Source organism: Deltaproteobacteria bacterium, from assembly GCA_016874755.1.
Classification (GTDB): Bacteria; Desulfobacterota; Binatia; order UBA9968; family UBA9968; genus DP-20.
In genome coordinates this window covers 15,686-33,349 of the sequence record VGTH01000045.1, presented here as the reverse complement: position 1 = coordinate 33,349, position 17,664 = coordinate 15,686, and the positions used below count along the sequence as shown (strand labels likewise).

General features: G+C 57.8%; 15 protein-coding genes. 3 read left to right on the top strand and 12 right to left on the bottom strand.

Features of this window, described 5'->3' with window-relative positions:
• Nucleotides 1-50: 50 nt before the first annotated feature.
• The 8 genes from FJ145_21660 to FJ145_21625 form a co-directional block, all read right to left on the bottom strand.
• Nucleotides 51-836 carry an AAA family ATPase gene (locus FJ145_21660; GenBank protein ID MBM4264015.1) on the bottom strand — a complete coding sequence of 262 codons (786 nt, stop codon included), beginning with the start codon at nucleotides 834-836 and terminating at the stop codon, nucleotides 51-53.
• Between the two features lie 72 nt (nucleotides 837-908).
• Nucleotides 909-2,042 carry an amidohydrolase gene (locus FJ145_21655; GenBank protein ID MBM4264014.1) on the bottom strand — a complete coding sequence of 378 codons (1,134 nt, stop codon included), beginning with the start codon at nucleotides 2,040-2,042 and terminating at the stop codon, nucleotides 909-911.
• A 210-nt stretch (nucleotides 2,043-2,252) separates the two neighbouring features.
• A complete protein-coding gene (locus FJ145_21650; protein MBM4264013.1) occupies nucleotides 2,253-3,293 on the bottom strand; it encodes an extracellular solute-binding protein in 1,041 nt (346 codons plus the stop codon).
• Nucleotides 3,294-3,355: 62 nt separating this feature from the next.
• Nucleotides 3,356-4,333, bottom strand: a complete 978-nt coding sequence (locus tag FJ145_21645; GenBank protein MBM4264012.1) for a dipeptide ABC transporter ATP-binding protein — start codon at nucleotides 4,331-4,333, stop codon at nucleotides 3,356-3,358.
• Between the two features lie 78 nt (nucleotides 4,334-4,411).
• A complete protein-coding gene (locus FJ145_21640) occupies nucleotides 4,412-5,407 on the bottom strand; it encodes an ABC transporter ATP-binding protein (protein MBM4264011.1) in 996 nt (331 codons plus the stop codon).
• Between the two features lie 130 nt (nucleotides 5,408-5,537).
• Nucleotides 5,538-6,449 carry an ABC transporter permease gene (locus FJ145_21635; protein ID MBM4264010.1) on the bottom strand — a complete coding sequence of 304 codons (912 nt, stop codon included), beginning with the start codon at nucleotides 6,447-6,449 and terminating at the stop codon, nucleotides 5,538-5,540.
• Nucleotides 6,439-7,389, bottom strand: a complete 951-nt coding sequence (locus FJ145_21630) for an ABC transporter permease (GenBank protein ID MBM4264009.1) — start codon at nucleotides 7,387-7,389, stop codon at nucleotides 6,439-6,441. The genes FJ145_21635 and FJ145_21630 overlap by 11 nt, the downstream gene beginning before the upstream one ends.
• Nucleotides 7,390-7,480: 91 nt before the next feature.
• Entirely contained in the window at nucleotides 7,481-9,064 is a 1,584-nt protein-coding gene (locus tag FJ145_21625; GenBank protein MBM4264008.1) for an ABC transporter substrate-binding protein, read from the bottom strand.
• Nucleotides 9,065-9,262: 198 nt separating this feature from the next.
• On the opposite strand from FJ145_21625, the gene FJ145_21620 reads away from it, so the two are divergent.
• A complete protein-coding gene (locus tag FJ145_21620; GenBank protein ID MBM4264007.1) occupies nucleotides 9,263-10,357 on the top strand; it encodes an alpha/beta hydrolase in 1,095 nt (364 codons plus the stop codon).
• Nucleotides 10,358-10,547: 190 nt separating this feature from the next.
• Here the strand turns inward: FJ145_21620 and FJ145_21615 are convergent, their stop codons facing one another.
• Both FJ145_21615 and FJ145_21610 read right to left on the bottom strand, forming a co-directional pair.
• Complete coding sequence (locus FJ145_21615) at nucleotides 10,548-12,065, bottom strand: glycosyltransferase family 39 protein (protein MBM4264006.1); 1,518 nt, start codon at nucleotides 12,063-12,065, stop codon at nucleotides 10,548-10,550.
• A 95-nt stretch (nucleotides 12,066-12,160) separates the two neighbouring features.
• Complete coding sequence (locus FJ145_21610; protein ID MBM4264005.1) at nucleotides 12,161-13,480, bottom strand: glycosyltransferase family 9 protein; 1,320 nt, start codon at nucleotides 13,478-13,480, stop codon at nucleotides 12,161-12,163.
• 95 nt (nucleotides 13,481-13,575) lie between these two features.
• Here FJ145_21610 and FJ145_21605 point away from each other — a divergent pair, with 95 nt between their 5' ends.
• On the top strand, nucleotides 13,576-14,820 hold the full coding sequence (locus tag FJ145_21605) for a hypothetical protein (protein MBM4264004.1): 1,245 nt from the start codon (nucleotides 13,576-13,578) through the stop codon (nucleotides 14,818-14,820).
• 138 nt (nucleotides 14,821-14,958) lie between these two features.
• Here FJ145_21605 and FJ145_21600 read toward each other — a convergent pair whose 3' ends face one another.
• Nucleotides 14,959-15,732: an SDR family oxidoreductase gene (locus tag FJ145_21600; protein MBM4264003.1), complete on the bottom strand. Its 774-nt coding sequence runs from the start codon at nucleotides 15,730-15,732 to the stop codon at nucleotides 14,959-14,961.
• 204 nt (nucleotides 15,733-15,936) lie between these two features.
• Here FJ145_21600 and FJ145_21595 point away from each other — a divergent pair, with 204 nt between their 5' ends.
• Nucleotides 15,937-16,989: a diguanylate cyclase gene (locus tag FJ145_21595; protein MBM4264002.1), complete on the top strand. Its 1,053-nt coding sequence runs from the start codon at nucleotides 15,937-15,939 to the stop codon at nucleotides 16,987-16,989.
• Nucleotides 16,990-17,083: 94 nt separating this feature from the next.
• Here the strand turns inward: FJ145_21595 and FJ145_21590 are convergent, their stop codons facing one another.
• Nucleotides 17,084-17,632, bottom strand: a complete 549-nt coding sequence (locus tag FJ145_21590; protein MBM4264001.1) for a carboxymuconolactone decarboxylase family protein — start codon at nucleotides 17,630-17,632, stop codon at nucleotides 17,084-17,086.
• Nucleotides 17,633-17,664: the final 32 nt, after the last annotated feature.

Here is a 17,664-nt window from a genome sequence, read left to right as displayed (position 1 = left end):
CTACATTCTACATTTCAGTTTCCGGAAAACGGGCGACCAACCGGTCGCCCCTACTCTTCGGGCTCTTCGAAGAGTCGTTTGAGGAACCGCTCCGGGGCATTGAGAAAGTCACGTGTCACCCGATAATGCTCGGTCTCGCTGTAGGCGATTTCTCGGATCGAATCCCCATCCAGACTGAATAGCGCAGCGCCCGGATAGCTCAAAATAATTGGCGAGTGCGTCGCGATAAGAAACTGCGCGTGGCCCGGCTCTGCCAAATCATGGATGATTTTGAGAAACGACAACTGCCGCTGCGGCGACAGCGCGGCTTCCGGCTCGTCGAGCAGATAGAGACCCTGCTCGAAACGGTTTACAAACAGCGCCAAGAACGATTCGCCGTGCGATTGCGCGTGCAGCGACTTGCCGCCATAGGCGCGCAGATTGGAGACTTGGTCGAGGTACGTCGCGAAATTGTAAAAGCTCTCGGCGCGCAAAAAGAACCCTTCGGTAACTTTTGGCAGCCACGAAAGGCTCAGCGCCTGGGCCAGCGCAGAGCGCTCGCGAAACGCTTCGATGTTGTGATCGCGGTTGCCGCCTTGGGGGTCAAAACCGCAGCATTCGGCGATCGCTTCCAGAAGGGTCGATTTGCCGCGGCCGTTCTCGCCGACGAAGAACGTCACTTTGTTGCGCAAATGGAGATCGATCCCCTGCGAGAACGCGCTGATGTTGAACGGCCATTGCCCACGGTTCCATTTTTCCTCGCGATGCGTCACCTGGCGCAGAAACGGCGACCCGGTGCGCGATGGACCGGGCGCGGTTCTGCTCGTCGTGCCGCCACGCTTCTTCGTTCCAGCCATAAAAAACGAAAAGGCCCGGGTTCACACGCCGGGCCTTTTCTTCACGCTCTGTTTAAATTTTTCGCAGCTCAGCTACGCCCCCAAGCCGAATGCCTTGGTCGGATTGTCCCAGAGAATCTTGGCGCGCGAGGCTTTGGAGATTTTCTCGTTGCCACTGATGGCACCCACGGTCTTGTCGGGGAATTTCCCGATGGCATCGCTGTGCGGATAATCGGTGGCGATCATCAAATAGTCGTCGCCGACGTGCTCGCAGAACACCGGCGTCAGCTCTTCGCCCGCTTCCGAGCTGATCCAGCATTGCCGTTTGAAATAGTAGCTCGGTTTTTCTTTGGTCAGTTTCGCCGAGCCGTGCGACTCATGTTCCCAGTGCTCGTCCATGCGCTCAAGCCAGAAGGGCGCCCAACCGCAGCCGGATTCCAGGTGCGCGACTTTCAGTTTGGGGAATTTCTCCAAAATGCCGTCGGCGCAGAAGTTCAAGGAAGCGAGCATCTGTTCCAGCGGATGGCAAGCAACATGGCGCCCGAATTCACTGTAGCGATCGTTGCCCGCCTGCGGCAGCACCGTGCGCGCGCCCTCATGCACGCAAATGGTCACGCCCAACTCCGAACAGACATCGTAAATCGGATAGTAGTCAGGGCTGGCAAAAGTCCGCCCGCACATTTTGTTTGGCCGCCAGAAGATACCCACATGGCCCAATTTCTCGCGCGCGTACTTAACCTCTTCCACCGCGAGCTTGGGATCCTGCAGTGGGATCAACATAACGCCATAGAGCCGTTTACGATTGTGGTCGCAGTAATCGGCGAGCCAAGTATTATAGGCCCGGCAGATCGCCGCGCTCAGCTCGGGATCGATGTCGTCACGCCACATGATGTATAGGCCGATGGTCGGAAACAGCACGCTGATGTCGATGCCCTCGCGATCCATGTCACGCAGGTTGGACGCCGGATCGAACTTGTTGGCGTAAGCATCGGCGAAGCATTCGCGCCACGCTTTTGAAGAAGCAAAGATATAACCGAAATCTTCCATGCTCCGGTTCGGACGAATCGAAGAATCCGAGACCGGCTTGCCATCGACTTCGCGGACCGTCTGGTTCGGACCCGCAAGGTGGACCCGTTTTTTGAACTTTTCAGGCAAATATCTCTGATACAAATCGGTCGGCTCTAGAATATGTCGGTCGGCGTCGATGACTTTAAATCCGTCTTTCATGGCGTTCTCCTTTTAGCTTCGGATTCCCCTTTACATAGATCAAACGGCCGGTGCCAGCAAGAGGCCCGCGGCATCCAGCAGGCCGCTAAAAGCTCGTAAGAATGCTTCGACAGGTCTCAGCATGAACGGATCTTCCCCAACAATTTCAACTTCCGATCCGTACGCCCTGAGCTCAGTCGAAGGGCTCCGAAGAGTTTTTCCACCGGCCTGCTAAGATTTACGCGTGATTTCCTTGATCAAGCGCATCCATCGTTCGACCCGATCGGCGTATTCAGCGGTCGTCAGCCCCTTTTCCGGATAGAACTTTTGGAAGCCATAATTCTTCGCGCCGCTACCATAGGAAAAAGTCTCAGAAAACATCTTTTGCCCGTCTGGACTGATGAGAAAATCGAGCAGCAGCAAACCGGCATGGGGACGCGGCGCGTTCGCCGAAATGCCGACGCTGCCGGCGTTGGCCACAGCCAAGTCCAACGGATGCCACCCAATCGGCGCTCCCTTGGCAGCAGCGTGAGCGACGTTGGTCGAGAAGCCCACAAAGGACATGGGCGCCTCGCCGGAGACGATCAATTCGTTGAAGCCGGGCCCCGAGGCGCCGTGCAGCGTCACTTCTTGATCTTTCAGCTTGCGGATGAAGCCATCGCTCTTGAAATAGGCGATGGCACCAAACTGCCGGGCGCTGCTCTCGTCACTGCTGATCGCCATCTTGCCTTTGAGCACCGGCTTCAACAGGTCGTCGAATTTCTTCGGCAACTCGATGCCCTTGGCGGCGTTCTTATTGTAGGCAAAACCAATATACGATTCGCGGTCGGTGGTCCAATAAACCAAATCGTTCTTGGCCTTTTCCTTGGCGCTATCGGGAAAGTTTTTCAGATGCGGCGAAGTGTAAGGGCTGAAGAAATTTTCATCGCGCATGGTCATCAAAGCGCCCGGCGTGGTCTCGACGGTGTCGACGATGTAGCGGCGCGCCTTGAACTCCGACAGCGCTCTGTTGGCCAGCTCGATGCCGCCGGCGCGATAGACCTCGACCGCGACGCCGGGATACTTCGCTTCAAAAATCTTCGCGATGTCTTTAGACGGCACCAATGACGTGTACCAAACGACCTTGCCCTCTTTCTTCGCGCCTTCATAAAGAACCTTCTCGCGGTCGGCCTTGGTGTATTTCACCAGATCGGCCAAGCTCGTAGCTTTCTGTCCCCACGCAGCGCCGGTCAGTGATACGCAAAACAGCAAACTAAGCCACAAAGCGACCATCACACCTCCAGCAATTTCTGGAATTTGGAATCTGTAATTTGGAATTCCTCGCGCAGCGAGGATCAGGCGCGTTTCTCAGGACCAAAGACATGGCAAGAGGTACCATGGCCGGATGCATCGAAATCCAGCGAAGGCTCGCTCTGGCTGCACAGCGGTTGCCGGTAAGAACAGCGCGGGTGAAACGTGCAGCCCGAAGGCGGATTTACTGGGCTTGGCACGTCGCCTTCGAGCACGATGCGTTCTTTCTTGCGCTCCATATCAGGCAGCGGCACTGACGATAGCAAAGCCTTGGTATAAGGATGTTTGGCCTCACGATAGATCGTCTCGCCGCTGGCGAGTTCGACGACTTTGCCTAGATACATGATCGCGACCCGGTGGCTGATGTGCTCGACGACGCGCAGGTCATGGGAAATGAACAGGTAAGTGAGTTTCAGTTTTTCCTGCAGCTCTTGCAGCAGGTTGATGATCTGCGCCTGGATCGACACATCGAGGGACGACACCGGCTCATCGCAAACGATAAACTTGGGGCTCACGGCCAATGCGCGGGCAATGCCGATGCGCTGGCGCTGCCCGCCGCTAAACTCGTGCGGATAGCGGTCGAAGTGATCCTCGCGCAAACCGACCTGATGCAAAAGCTCCATGACGCGATCGCGCTTGGCTTTGCCTTTGGCGAGCTTGTGAATTTCCAGGCCCTCGCCGACGATGTCGCCGACGCGCATGCGCGGGTTGAGCGACGCGTAGGGGTCTTGAAAAATAATCTGCATCTCGCGCCGCATGTCGCGCAGCTCGCGCTGCGACAGCGCCAACAGATTCTTGCCTTGGAACATCACCTCGCCGCTGGTCGGTTCGATCAAGCGCAAAAGTGCGCGGCCCAAAGTCGACTTACCGCAGCCCGACTCACCGACAAGGCCGAGCGTCTCACCCTCGTTCACGGTCAGGCTGACACCGTCGACGGCCTTGACCACACCCTTGTTGCGCGAGAAAAACCCATCGCCGACCGGGAAGTGTTTCTTAAGGTTACGGATTTCTAACAAACTCATAATCGAATTTGAGGATGGAAGATGGAGGATCGAAGATCGCTATCCTCTATTCTCAATCCTCCATCCTCGGCTTAGTCTTCATGCGACTGCGCTTTGCCTCACTTCGGAGTGCGGGAAATGACACGCCACCGTGTGCCCGGCCTCTTTTTCGACCAGCGGCGGCTCGGTTTGCGCGCAAACATCCTGCGCCTTGGGGCAGCGGTCGCGAAAGCGGCAGCCGCTCGGCAAGCGCAGCGGGCTCGGCACCACGCCGGGGATAGCGTCCAGCCTTTTCTTCTTGGCACTGCCGGTCTGCGGCAGCGAATTCAATAGCCCCACGGTATAAGGATGAAACGGTTTGGTAAAAATTGCCCGCGTATTCGAGCGCTCGACGATCTTACCAGCGTACATGATCGCCACGTCATCGGCTTGCTCGGCAACCACACCCAAGTCGTGGGTGATCAGCAACAGCGCCATGCCGATTTTCTGCTGCAGCTCTTTCATCAGTTCGAGGATCTGCGCTTGAATTGTTACGTCGAGGGCGGTGGTCGGCTCGTCGGCAATCAACAGGCTCGGATTGCACGACAACGCCATGGCGATCATGATGCGCTGGCGCATGCCGCCGCTCAATTGATGCGGATAGGCATCGACGCGCGAATCGGGGTCGGCGATCTTGACTAGCCGCAGCATTTCGATGGTCTTGGCGCGGGTCTCGGCCTTGCCCAGGCCTTGATGCAGCTTGATCGCCTCGCCGATCTGATTGCCAACGGTGAAAACCGGATTGAGCGAGGTCATCGGCTCCTGAAAGATCATCGAGATCTCGTTGCCGCGAATCTTGCGCATCTCTTCATTGTTGAGCTTGAGAAGGTCCCGGCCCTTGTAGAAGATTTCACCGCCGACGATCTTACCCGGGGGCGACGGGATCAAGCGCATGATGGAAAGCGACGTCACGCTTTTGCCGCAGCCCGATTCACCAACGAGACCCAGGGTCTTGCCCTGATCGATCTCGAAGTTGACGCCGTCGATGGCGCGCACTTCACCCTCGGGAGTGAAAAACGACACGCGAAGATTTTTGACTTGCAGAAGTTCTGCCATAAATAAATTCAGTTTCACCACGAAGGACACGAAGAGCAAGAAGGGAAGAGAAGCAAGTTGGAAAAGACAAATCTTTTCCGAACTTCGTGTCCTTCGTGTGCTTCGTGGTGAGTCATCTTATCTTCTGGTCTTACGTCGACCTTCCACCGCGCACCCGGCTCATCATGCGTGGGTCCAATATGTCGCGGATTGCATCTCCCATAGCATTAAATCCCAACACTGCCAACATAATTAACAACCCCGGAAAGATAGCCAGATGGGGATGGAGTCGCAAGTAGGGACCGCCGGCGCGCAGCATGCCGCCCCAAGTCGGGATCGTCGGATCGATGCCGAGGCCAAGAAAGCTCAAGCCCGCCTCGGCGGTGATCGCCCGCGCGAGGCTCAGGCTCGAAAGAATCAAGATCGGCGCCAGCACGTTGGGCAAAAGATAGCGCCTGAGAATCCGCGAGCTGGTCGAGCCCAGCGAGCGCGCGGCGGTGACGTATTCGTTTTGCTTTGCCGACATCACCGCGCCGCGCACGATGCGGGCGAACTGCGGAATGCCGCCCAAGCCGATGACGAAAATCAGCGCCGGGATGCTCGGTCCCACCACGGCGAGAATAAGCAGCGCCAACAGCGTCCGTGGAAAAGCGTAGAGCACGTCCAGGCAGCGCATCAGAAAATTATCGATGAAACCTTCAAAGTAGCCCGTCACCAGGCCGATCACCGTGCCAACGATGGTTTTGAACACCACCGCGACGACCCCGACGAATAGCGAGACGCGCGCGCCGTAGATCAAGCGCGAAAGAAAGTCGCGCCCCAGCTCGTCGGTGCCGAGCCAGTGGCTCCAGCCGCGCTCGGCGAAAATCTTATCGGGATTGACTTGAATCGGATCGTAGGGCGCGATCAGCGGCGCAACGATGGCGAGAACAATGACAAGGATACTGATCACGGCGCCGAACGTGCCGAGGCCGTTTTGCCGAAAGCGCCGCACGTAGTTGCGCCACAGGCTCGGGCTCCTGGTCTCCACCAAATCTAGGTTCAACGACGCTTCAGCCTTCATGGGCCGCTCCGGCGAACTTGATCCGTGGATCGAGATAGTAATAGAGCGCGTCGACCAAGAGATTGACCACGACAAATAGCGCTGCCACCAAAAGCACACAGCCCTGCAGCATCGGAAAATCGCGCGACTGCGCCGCGGTAAAAGCCAGCCGGGCGATGCCCGGCCAGGCGAACACGACTTCGATCACCGTGCTGCCTTCGATCAAACCGACAATCGAAATGCCGACTTCCGTGACCACCGGGATCAACGCATTGCGAAACGCATGCTTGTTAACGACGAAAAACTCCCACAAGCCCTTGGCGCGCGCCGTGCGCACGAAATCGTGGTTCAAAACCTCCAGCATGCAGGAGCGCGTCAGTCGGCAAATCGTCGCGGCATAGGCGCTGCCCAGAACGATCGCCGGCAAGATTAAGTGCTTCAGATCCGGCGGCGTGCCCCGTCCCGACGCCGGCAGCCAGTCCAGGTAAAGCGAGAAAAACAGGATCAGCATCAGCGCCAACCAAAAATTCGGCACCGAAACGCCGAGCAGCGCGCCGATCATGCTGCCCTGATCGAGGCGCGAATAGGGCTTGACCGCCGAAAGAATGCCCACCGGAATGCCGATGATCAGCGCGACGAACAGCGCCGCGGCCGCCAAAGTCAAACTCGCCGGCAGCCGATCGAGGATCGTCGGCAAAACCTTTTCATGGGTGCGCACCGAGCGGCCGAAATCCCCGTGCACGATATTCTTGACGTACTTGTAATATTGAACGTGAATCGGCTCGTCCAAGCCAAGATACTCGCGCATCGCCAGGTAATCTTCCTGATTAAACTCGCGATCGCCGAGATAGATCTGCGCCGCATCGCCCGGCAGGAGCTGCAGCGCAAGAAAGACCAGCAGTGAACAGCCAACCAGGACGGGAACAAGCTGCGCGAATCGGTTGAGGAGATAGGAGATCATGGATTAACGCAGCGCCGCACCTTCAACCGAGTCCGATGATGAGATCTGCAATTTGAAATCTGAAATACAAGTAGTTTTCGCCAAGCGCAAACTACTTGTCGAGCCAGACCTGCCCCGCCGGCGTATGCAGATGCGGATCGCCGCTCTCCATCGTGATGATGCCTTTGACGTATTTCTTGGCCGCGTGCGAATAGACCTCGTGATAATACGGCGCCGCCGGCAGCTCAGCCATAAGAATCTTGTCCGCGGCTTGATAGAGCTTGGCGCGCACCTTCTTGTCTTCGGTGGATTGCGCCTTGCGGATCAGCGAGTCGTACTCTTTATTCACCCAGCGCGGAATGTTGAAACCGTCGCGCTCGATCAGACCGATGTCTTTGGCCGAACCGAACATACGCGCTTGATAAAGTGGGTCCATGCCCGGCCCGCCGCCCCCGGCCAGTGTAATGTCGTAATTGCCCGCGCCGCGGTCGCGCAGCCATTGGTCGGGCGCGACCATTTTGAGATTGATCTTCAAGCCCGCTGCCGTGTACGCCGCGTAATGCAGGTTGGCGATCTTGACGTAAACATCGCGGTTGGGGCTCACGTAAACCAATTCCGGCAACGGTTTGCCGCCGGCCTTTTCCACTTCTTTAAGCAGCTCCTTGGCTTTGGCGACGTCGTGCTTGGGAAACATCTTGCCGATCTCGGGATCGTTGGCCCAACTCGACCCCGCCATGAAACTCTTGGCGCGCACCGCTTCGCCGCGCAGCACATCGACGTTCTTGTCAAAGTCGACCATCATGGTCAGCGCCCGGCGAAAGCGCACGTCGCTCATCGGCCAGTTCTTGTTGTTGTAATAAAGCTTGATGTCGCGAAAGGTGCGCAGCGTCTTGAACACTTGCAGGTTGGGATCTTTGTTGACGATCGGCAACCCCGCGCCGGTGATCTGCTCGGCGATGTCGACGTCGCCGCGCTGCAGCGCGATCAGCCGGGCATCGTCATCGAAAATAAACTTGAAAACGATCTTGTCGACCAGCGCTTTCGGTCCCCAGTAGTCGTTGAAGCGTTCCATTGTAATATGGCTGCCCGAAACCCATTCGGTGACTTTGAAGGGTCCCGTGCCGATCGGCAGAGTGCCGCCTTTGCCCAGCATCAACTTGCCCGCCGTCTCTGGCGGAATAATTCCCGGCAGACCCGTATCGCCGCCGGTAAACGCCGTCACCATCATCGGGCCAGGCTCATCGATGGTGACTTTGATCTTGTGCTTGTCTAGGATCTCGACCTCTTTGATCTTGCTCATCGCTTCCAGATTGCGCATGCGCGGCCAGTCTTTGGGCGCGCCCTTGCTGCGCCACTCGATGTTGGTCTTGACGTCTTCCGCGGTCAGCTCGCGGCCGTTGTGGAATTTCACACCCTTGCGCAAATGAAAAATGTAGGTGGTCAGATTGGGCTGCTCCCACTTTTCCGCCAGCGCCGGACGGATATCGCTCATGTTTTTGCCAAACACCGCTAGGCTTTCGAAGACTTCGGGAAAGAGAATGAAGCGCCGCCCTTGATAGCGCGCATCGAGCCGGTCCGGCTCTTCCTTGAAGCCGATGGTCAGCGTGCCGCCGCGCTTGGGCTGCTGCGCCTGGCTCAGCGAGTAAGCCGAAGCCAGGAAAAACATGGCTAAGACTAGGATCGAAAAACGCTTCATTACATTCTCCTCGAATGCGACTTAGGTCTAAGAATTGGCGAATATTACTCGGCGCTTGCAGTCAAAGTCAAGGTAGCGTAGACGGACAAGGGCATCCTTCGATACGCGCTGCGCGCTACTCGGGACGATCGGGCTACGATCCAATTTCCCGAGTAAGCTCGCAGGACCGTGTCGAAATTCAACGCCACTGGAGGTTTTATGGGCCGCGTGAAAAATCTCGAAGAAGTTAAAGCGATGGTGCTGTCGCGCACCGGCAAACGCAACACCTTTCGCCATGCCAAAATGGAGGACGTCCAATCGGTCCTCGCCAACCTCACCAGCAAAGACCCTGAGCTCTGGGCCAAAGAATGGTCGCGGGTGGCCAAGCCTTACGAAGACAAGGCCGCGCAAGCTGAAAAGCAAGGCAACTTTAAAGAAGCTCGGGAAAACTACGTCCAAGCCTATTGCTACTACGCCACCGGCCGCTACCCGACACCGCATACGCCGGGGAAGATGGAATGTTTTCGCAAAAGCTTAGAGGTCTACGAGAAGGCCGGCAAATATTTCGAGCCAGTGCTGGAGCGCGTCGAGATCAACTCCAAGGTCGGGAAAATTCCCATCTACGTGCGCCTGCCCAAAGACGGCAAGAAACACGCGATGGTCATCAACTTCGGCGGCATCGATTCGTTCAAGGCCGAAAGCTACGAATATGACGAAGGCCTGCAAAAAAACGGCATGGCCACCTGCGCCGTCGACATGCCGGGCGTCGGCGAATGTCCGATCAAAGCCTCACCGACGGCAGATGTAATTTTCAGCTCAGTCATCGATTATCTCGAAACTCGCGCCGACGTCGATCCGAAAAAAATCGCCATCATGGGCCGCAGCTTCGGCGGCTACTGGTCAGCAAAGATGGCCTACGTCGAAGCCAAACGCTTACGCGCCTCGATCGTATGGGGCGGCGGTGTGCATTATTTCTTTCAAGAAGATTGGCTGCGCGAATCGACCAACGCCGAAAGTTATCTGATGGACCATGATATCGCCCGCTGCCGCTTGTTCGGCGTCGAGAAATTTGACGATCTCTTCAAACCTTGGTCGGCGCTTTCACTTAAGGATCAAGGCTGGCTCGACAAACCGTCGTGCCCGATGTTGATCGTCAACGGCAAAGAAGATTTGCAAACGCCGATCGCCGATCTCTATATTTTATTGGAATACGGCAGCCCCAAATCCGCCCGCGTCTTTCCCGGCGGCCACATGGGGCAAACGCCGCAGACCTTTCCGACGATCGTGAACTGGCTGAAAAACGAGCTCCAATAAAAACTCACGGGTCACCCGGTTAATGCATGTTGAGCCAGCGCTGCCGGGCGCGCTTGGCGATGGCGTATATCTGCGAATCGCGCGAAACGCAGGCGCGAAACTGGGCCGCCAGCCTATTCTTGAGCAACTAGAGAGACTTCTTCCCCTCCTTCATTCCCACAATTCAATTGATTGCTATTAGATTTCACCGTCAGTCACTACCTGAGCTCAGCTTTTTCTGCGCCGCTCCGATACCCTTGTAACCGTAACATTTGACCAAATAGAAATCGTAGAGCCTGCGCTCACCGAGCATGACTGGCACGCGCGTCACCTGCTCGTCCACCCGCTCAAAGTACGGACGCAGCTTCGAGGGATCCGGTTCGTTGACATCGATCGCCAGCGCGTTCATGCCTCGCGGCTCCGTTGCCGCGCCCCAGTAAGCGAAAGCCAACGCCGGACGGCCGATCAAGTTGCGCGAAAAAACCGGATAGCCGCCTTCGGCGTAAAACGAAAGGGCCGATGCCAGATAGTGCGTGTCGAGGCCCAACAAGAACACTTTTTGGCTTGATTCCTGTTCCAACACGCGAGCGTGGCTGCCGACGAGCTTTCCCAACTCGCGCCAGCCGGTGGTCCAGCGATGCACCTTCACGTGCGGCAGAGTCTTCGTCAAGTGATAGATCGCGACGCCGTAGAGCAGCGGCATCGCACACAACCAACAGACCAGCAGGCGGCGCGCCGCTATCCTCATGCGCTGGCCGCTGCCGAAGCGCAGATAGCGATACGCCGGATAAGCCGCCAGCAGGAGCGGCAAGTATCCCGGCAGCGGCCAATTCGCTTTCACCGTCGCGCGGCTGCCATAGGCCAACAAGAAAAGCAGCAGCGGCAAGCTAAACGCCAAGGCAAAACGCCAAGCACCGCGGCGCGGCTGCCACGGCAGCGACCGTGGCACGGCGCCAATCAACAGCAACGCTGCAATAAACATCGGCGAGGTGACACCGAGCTGGATCAGCACATACTCGCTAAAGCGGCGCAGCGGGTTATTCGCTTGCACCGCCAATCGATCGCTCACTTGGAATTTAAACGACGCCCAGCCAGGCTCCATGTTCCAGAGCACCACGGGAGTGAAAAATATTGCCGCGATGGCCAGCGCCAGATAGGGCTCTTTGCGCCGCAGCCAAAAGCGGTAGCGCGGGTCGCAGAGGAGAAACAAACACGTCGACAGCACTAGAAACGCGGCGCTATATTTTGAGAGAAAGGCAAGGCCAAGCGAACCCCCTGCATAGTACCAGAGGCCGGACCTTGCTTCGCGCACCGCGCGGGAAACCAGGTAGAGCGTTAGCAGCCAAAAAAAAGTCAACGGCACGTCGGGCGTGATCAACATCCCGTAGACCAAAAACAACGGCACAATCTGAAACAGAAATGCCGCCCATAGACCGGCCCTTTTGCTGAACCACAACTTCGCGAGCAGATAGAGCAGCCCGGTCGAAAGTAAAGTCAGGACGTAGCCGCCGATCCGTACGCCGATCTCGGATTTGCCGACTACTTCGTAGCCGGCGCGAATGACCCAAGCGACCGCCGGCGGATGATCGAAGTAACCGAGCGCCGGATGCATCGCGTAGTTCCAATAATAGGCCTCCTGCGGCGCGAGCTCGATCAAGAACGCGCCTGTCAAACGCAGCGCGAGCAGCAACACCGTGCCAAAAACCAGTGAAGAATTGGAAAATCTCAAGCGTGCTCCCGCGAACGACGGTTCCTGCGACCGTAGGCCCAATTGGTTAGACGTACCGGCTCGGAAAACCGTGAGGGGAATCGCAGCGCGGCGTTTTAGGTCCCGGTGGCGCGCGCCGCCGCCGCCGGAGCTTCGTGGCTCGCCGCGTTGGCCAGCGCGCGGCGATCGTAGATTTCACAGACTTTGGCGAAGACTTCCTGCACCGTGATTTGCTGCATGCAGGTGTTGTTGCGGCAGTCAGAAGTTCTCTGGTTCAGCGCGCTGACGCAGGGGCTGCACGCAAGAGCGCGCCAAAAGACGTGGTTGCGCGGACTGCGCGCCGCAAAGAGCTGCGGCGTTTCCGGTCCGAACAATGTCACGACGTCGATCGGCGTCAGCGTGGCAAAATGCGCCGGGCCGCTGTCGTTGGTGACGAGAATTTCCGCCATGCAGTAAAGCACGAGCAGCTGGCGCAGCGTCGTGCGGCCTGCCAGGCTGAAGCAGCGCGGTGAATCGACCCGGCGGACAAATGCTTCGGCAGCGCTGCGCTCCGCCGGCGCGCCAGTCACCGCGACGTGAACGTGCGGATAGCGCCGAATCAAGAGACGCGCGAGCTCAACGTAGTGCGGCTCCGGCCAGCGCCGCAGCGGCAGGATGTCGCTGCAATTGGGATTGAGCAAGATCAGCGAGCTGCACTTGCCCACGGCCAGCGCGCTTTGGACGATGCTGCTGACGTCAATCAGTTCGGCATCGCTGGGCGCCACCTGCGGCGGCAAGTCGGCATGCGCCGGCGCGGCGCCATGAGTCTTCGCCATGGGCAGCAGCGAACCGGGCGGCAACTCCAATGCATCCACCAGCAAACCAAAAGTATCGGCCGTATGGAGATAGGGATTGTGGCGCAGCCGATGCGTCATCAAATCGCCGCGATAGGGTCCTTCGCCGCCGCTGGCGTGAAAGCCAATGCGCACGGCACAGCCGCTTAGCCACGCAAGAGCGGCGGAGCCGCGGGCAAAAAATTCTAGATCGATGGCTGCCTCGACCCGGCGCCGGCGCAGCGTCCAAAGCGCTCGCAGCATATCGGCCATGGCCGTCAAGCGGCCGCGATTGCGAATCGCCAACACGTTGGCCGGCTCGATCATTTTCATGGCGTCAAGGATAAAACGATTCTCCTCGAACACCATAAAATAGACGGTTTCCTTGCCAAGGCGATCGATGGCGCGGCGCAGCGCCGCATAAGCTAAGACCGTGGAACCCTGTTCGACCAATTTGATGAAAACAACAGAACGCGGCGGCGTCTGGGTAGTGCGCTGGGCCAAATCGATCAAACGCCTCGCTAGAGTGAGCAGGAAACAAAGCGGGAGCCCGACCCAGTGATCGAGCCATCGAAGGTGTTTTATGGTGCCCATTAAGAAGCCGTCAAAAGACCTTAGCCGCATCGGTCGATTTGAGCAACAAGCCAAGCCTGGACTCGCCACCCTTTGGATTTCGCGCCTGCGATCGATTACCCTATACGATCAAGATGCGATTTCTATTGAGACTGATTGTTCTCGGGCTCTTCGCCATCCCGTTCCTCGTGGTCGGCGCGGTCTTCCTCGCCATCGATAGCACGCCGTTGGTCGACCGGGAAGCCGACGTCACCCCGGCGAACATCGAACGTGCCAAACGCATCCTCGAAGCCAACAACCCACGCCACATTAAAGCGGGCACGATCAAGACGGTCACCGTAAGCCAGGCCGATTTCGATCTCGCCGCCAATTACCTGGCCCATCGCTTTGCCGGAGGCAGCGCTCGAGTCGCACTTCGGGAAGGCGCGGCTGAGCTGACCGTCAGCCTGCGATTGCCGATTGCCCGCGTGCGCCGTTTTATCAACGTTGAAGCAACGCTGCGGGACGGCGCGGGACTGCCGCCGTTCGAATCTTTGAAATTCGGCGCGATCACGGTGCCCGGCGGCCTCGCCGATTGGCTGCTGCGCAAGGCATTGATTCAGACTTTCGGCGCTGAAGAACTAGAGATCGTCGCCGCGTCGGTCAAGAACCTGAGAGCCGGCAGCGGGCGCGTCTCGCTTACCTACGAATGGCGCAAAGATTTGCTCGACACCGTGCGCAACACGCTGATGCCCACCGAGGAGCAAGAGCGCTTGCGCATCTATCACGAGCGGCTCGCCGCGCTAACCCACGAAATCAATAGCCACAGCGCCTCGTTGATCGAGTTTCTCGTGCCGCTCTTCAAGCTCGCCGAACAGCGTTCCATCGACGGCGACGCGGTGGCGGAGAACCGCGCGGCAGTCTTGGCCTTGACGCTGTACACCTACGGTCGTCCGGCGGGATCGTTTTTTCCCAGCGCGAAAAGTTGGCGCGCCCCCAGGCGGCTAGCTGTGACCCTCAGCAAGCGCGAGGATTTCCCCAAGCATTTCATCGTCTCTGCTGCCTTGGCGGCCTTTGCCGGCACCCCTCTCGCTGACGCCGTCGGTCTCTACAAAGAAATCGCCGATACTCGCGGCGGCAGCGGTTTTTCGTTCAACGATATCGCCGCCGATCGCGCCGGCACGGTATTCGGCGAGCACGCGACAAAGAATGTGACCAGTGCAACCAAGCTGCAGCGCCGCGTTGCCGCAGGTCTGAGCGAGCTTTACATCATACCCGTCACCGAAGATCTGCCTGAGTACATGTCTGCGGTACAGTTCAAGCACACCTATGGCGGTGTCGGCTCACCGGCCTATAACGAGGTCATGGCGGATATCGAGCGGCGTGTCGCCAAGCTAACCCTTTACCGATAAAACGAAGGGCGATCCGCCGGTCGCCCCCACAAGGCGGCGTCGAAGCGGATACCTGTTGCCTTCGCTCCGGAAGAGCTTCGCTTCGATCGCGCCGCAGCGATGAATAATCCGGGCTAGCAATCGCGCGCCACCACTTTTTTATTTTTTCTGAAACTGTTCGCGCGGGAAATTGGCCGTCGCCATGACGCCGCCGTCGACGATCAGGGGATGGCCATAGACAAAACTGGATTCATCGCTGACCAAGAACAAAGCCGCTTTGGCCTGATCGTCCGCCGTGCCGAGGCGGCCGGCGAGGTTTTGAAACGTGCGGCTGCCGGTCACGTCATCATCGTAACCGACTGGAGAGCCGGAGCGATTCGGCACGATGCAGTTCACGCGAATGCCATATTCCGCCAGCTGCACCGCCATGGCACGGGTCATATTGATCACGCCCGCTTTGGCAGCAGCGTAGGCGATGCCATCGAAGCGACCCACCAAACCCGAGGTTGAGCCGAAGTTGACGATCTTTCCGCCGCGCCCCTGGTTCTTCATCTGCACCGCGACATATTTGGTAACCAGATATGGCCCCTTCAAGCTCACGGCGATGATCTTGTCGAACTCTTCTTCGGTGCTGTCGAAGATATTGGCGTGATCGGTCAGCGCCGCGTTATTGACGAGAATATCGATGCCGCCAAACTTGGCCACCGCGTCTTTGACCATCCGCTGCACGTCTGCTGACTTTGACACGTCGCCCAAGACGAGCCCCGCCTGGCCGCCGGATTTATTGATTTCATCGACGACCGATTGACCGCGCCCTTCGTGCATTTCCGCGACGATGATCCTGGCGCCTTCGCTGGCGAATAGCTTCGCCATCGACTTGCCGATATTACGCCCCGCGCCGGTAATGAGCGCGACTTGTCCTTGGAGTTTCATTAACGTTTCCTTTCAGCGATTTTTTTTGAAGCCTATCCGCCGGGCGGGGATGGTGTCAACTCGGGAATTCTTTGTCCCATTGAGAAGCTTCCATCCGTTCTTCGGAGGCTCCCGCCTGATCGGAGCACCCGCGGTGCATTTAGAGACAAGTACTAAAGCTGCACACGCAAACGCCGATTTATTCCAAAAAATGCAGCGTCCGCGATGCGCTCGCAAAGCGGGCACGGGAGAATCATGCAGGATCTCGAAATAAGAAGTCTGATGACCAAAGCGGTGAAATGCACCACCCCCACGACCCCCCTGTCGCAGGTGGTCCAGACGATGAAAGATAATCGTCACTCCTGCATGGTGGTGGTCGAAAACAATCGGCCCGTCGGCATTGTCACCGAGCGCGACATTGTCAAACGTTTTCTTGAGCTGCAGCAGCAAGGCAAAGACTACGATCCGCCGGCGGGAGCGGTCATGTCTGCCCCACCGGTTACCGTCGCCGAACACACCCAGCTCTTTGAAGCGCTCGTCCTCGCCAAATCAAATCAGATTCGCCATCTTCCAGTCGTCGATGGTTCTGGAGAACTCGTCGGTCTGGTCACCCAAACAGACTTGGTCTCGGCTCATTTTCGCGTGCTCGAGACTCAAACGGAAATTCTCGAACGCGCCGTGGCCAATCGCACCCAAGAGTTGATGGACGTCAATAGGAAATTACGCGAGATGTCGCTCGAAGATCCGCTCTTGAAGATTGGTAACCGCCGCTCCATGGAGGTCGATCTCAACTTTACGCATGCCTCGGCGCTGCGCTATCAGCGTCCCTACGCCGTGGTGCTCTTCGACGTCGATCATTTCAAGCTCTACAACGACCACTACGGTCATGTTGCCGGGGATGAGGCTTTGAAAGAAGTGGCGGGACTACTCAAGGAGAGCGTACGCAAAACCGACCGCGTTTACCGCTACGGCGGTGAGGAGCTGCTAGTCTTGCTGCCGGAAACTTCGCGCGAAGGCGCCAAGACCCTCGCCCACCGGATGATCTATGGCGTGATGGACAAGAAAATTGCCCACGAGAAACATCCACTCAAAGTCGTCACCATCAGCGGCGGCCTGAGCGGCCCCGACGAAGCCGCCGGCCAGGAACCCTGGCACGACGTCGTGCAGCGTGCCGATTGCGCCCTCTACAAAGCTAAGGGCAGCGGCCGCAACCGCGTCGTCTCGCTCTTCTACTCCGACCTACTACGTGAGCAAGAACCGGCACGCCTGAGCGCGTAGGGCCGTCGAGCACCTGCTTAGCGAACGGACTAAATACTCCGTTCGTCCTGAGCTTGTCGAAGGACTCCGAGGGAATTTTGCCGCATTCTCCCGCTCAAATTTTCAAATCATCCGGCGGCGTCGCCGTGTAAACATCAAAAGTGTTCAGCGTACAAGCCAGCATAGCGTAGTAACCGATGGTCGCCGTTAGCTCGACCATGCCCTTTTCGCCAAAGCGGCCATAGATCGCCTGATACGTTGGCTCGCTGACGCGATGACTGTGAATCATCTCGCGCACAAAGCTGACGATCTGTGAGTCTTCAAATGAAAACGCTTCGGCCGGCTTCTTCTGATAAACCGCGCGGATCGTTTCCATCGGGATGCCAGCTTTTTGTCCATGCCCTACATGCGCCGCCCACTCATGCTTGCACTCCAGCTCCCGCGCGGCGACCAGGGCGGCAAACTCGACCACCTTATGGTCTAGCGTCGACTCGAACCGCACGTAGCTGCCAAGGTGCATAGTCCGATAGGCCATCTCGGGGCTGTGCAACAGCGCCTTCCACGGTCCGCCGACCACACCGCGGCTTTGCGCGATGGCGTCGTAAATTTTTTGATCTTCCGGTTTTAGGTCTTCTTTCTTGTCGATGGTTGCAATGCGAGGCATGGGTCCTCACTTCGTTCGTAATCTCAAATTCC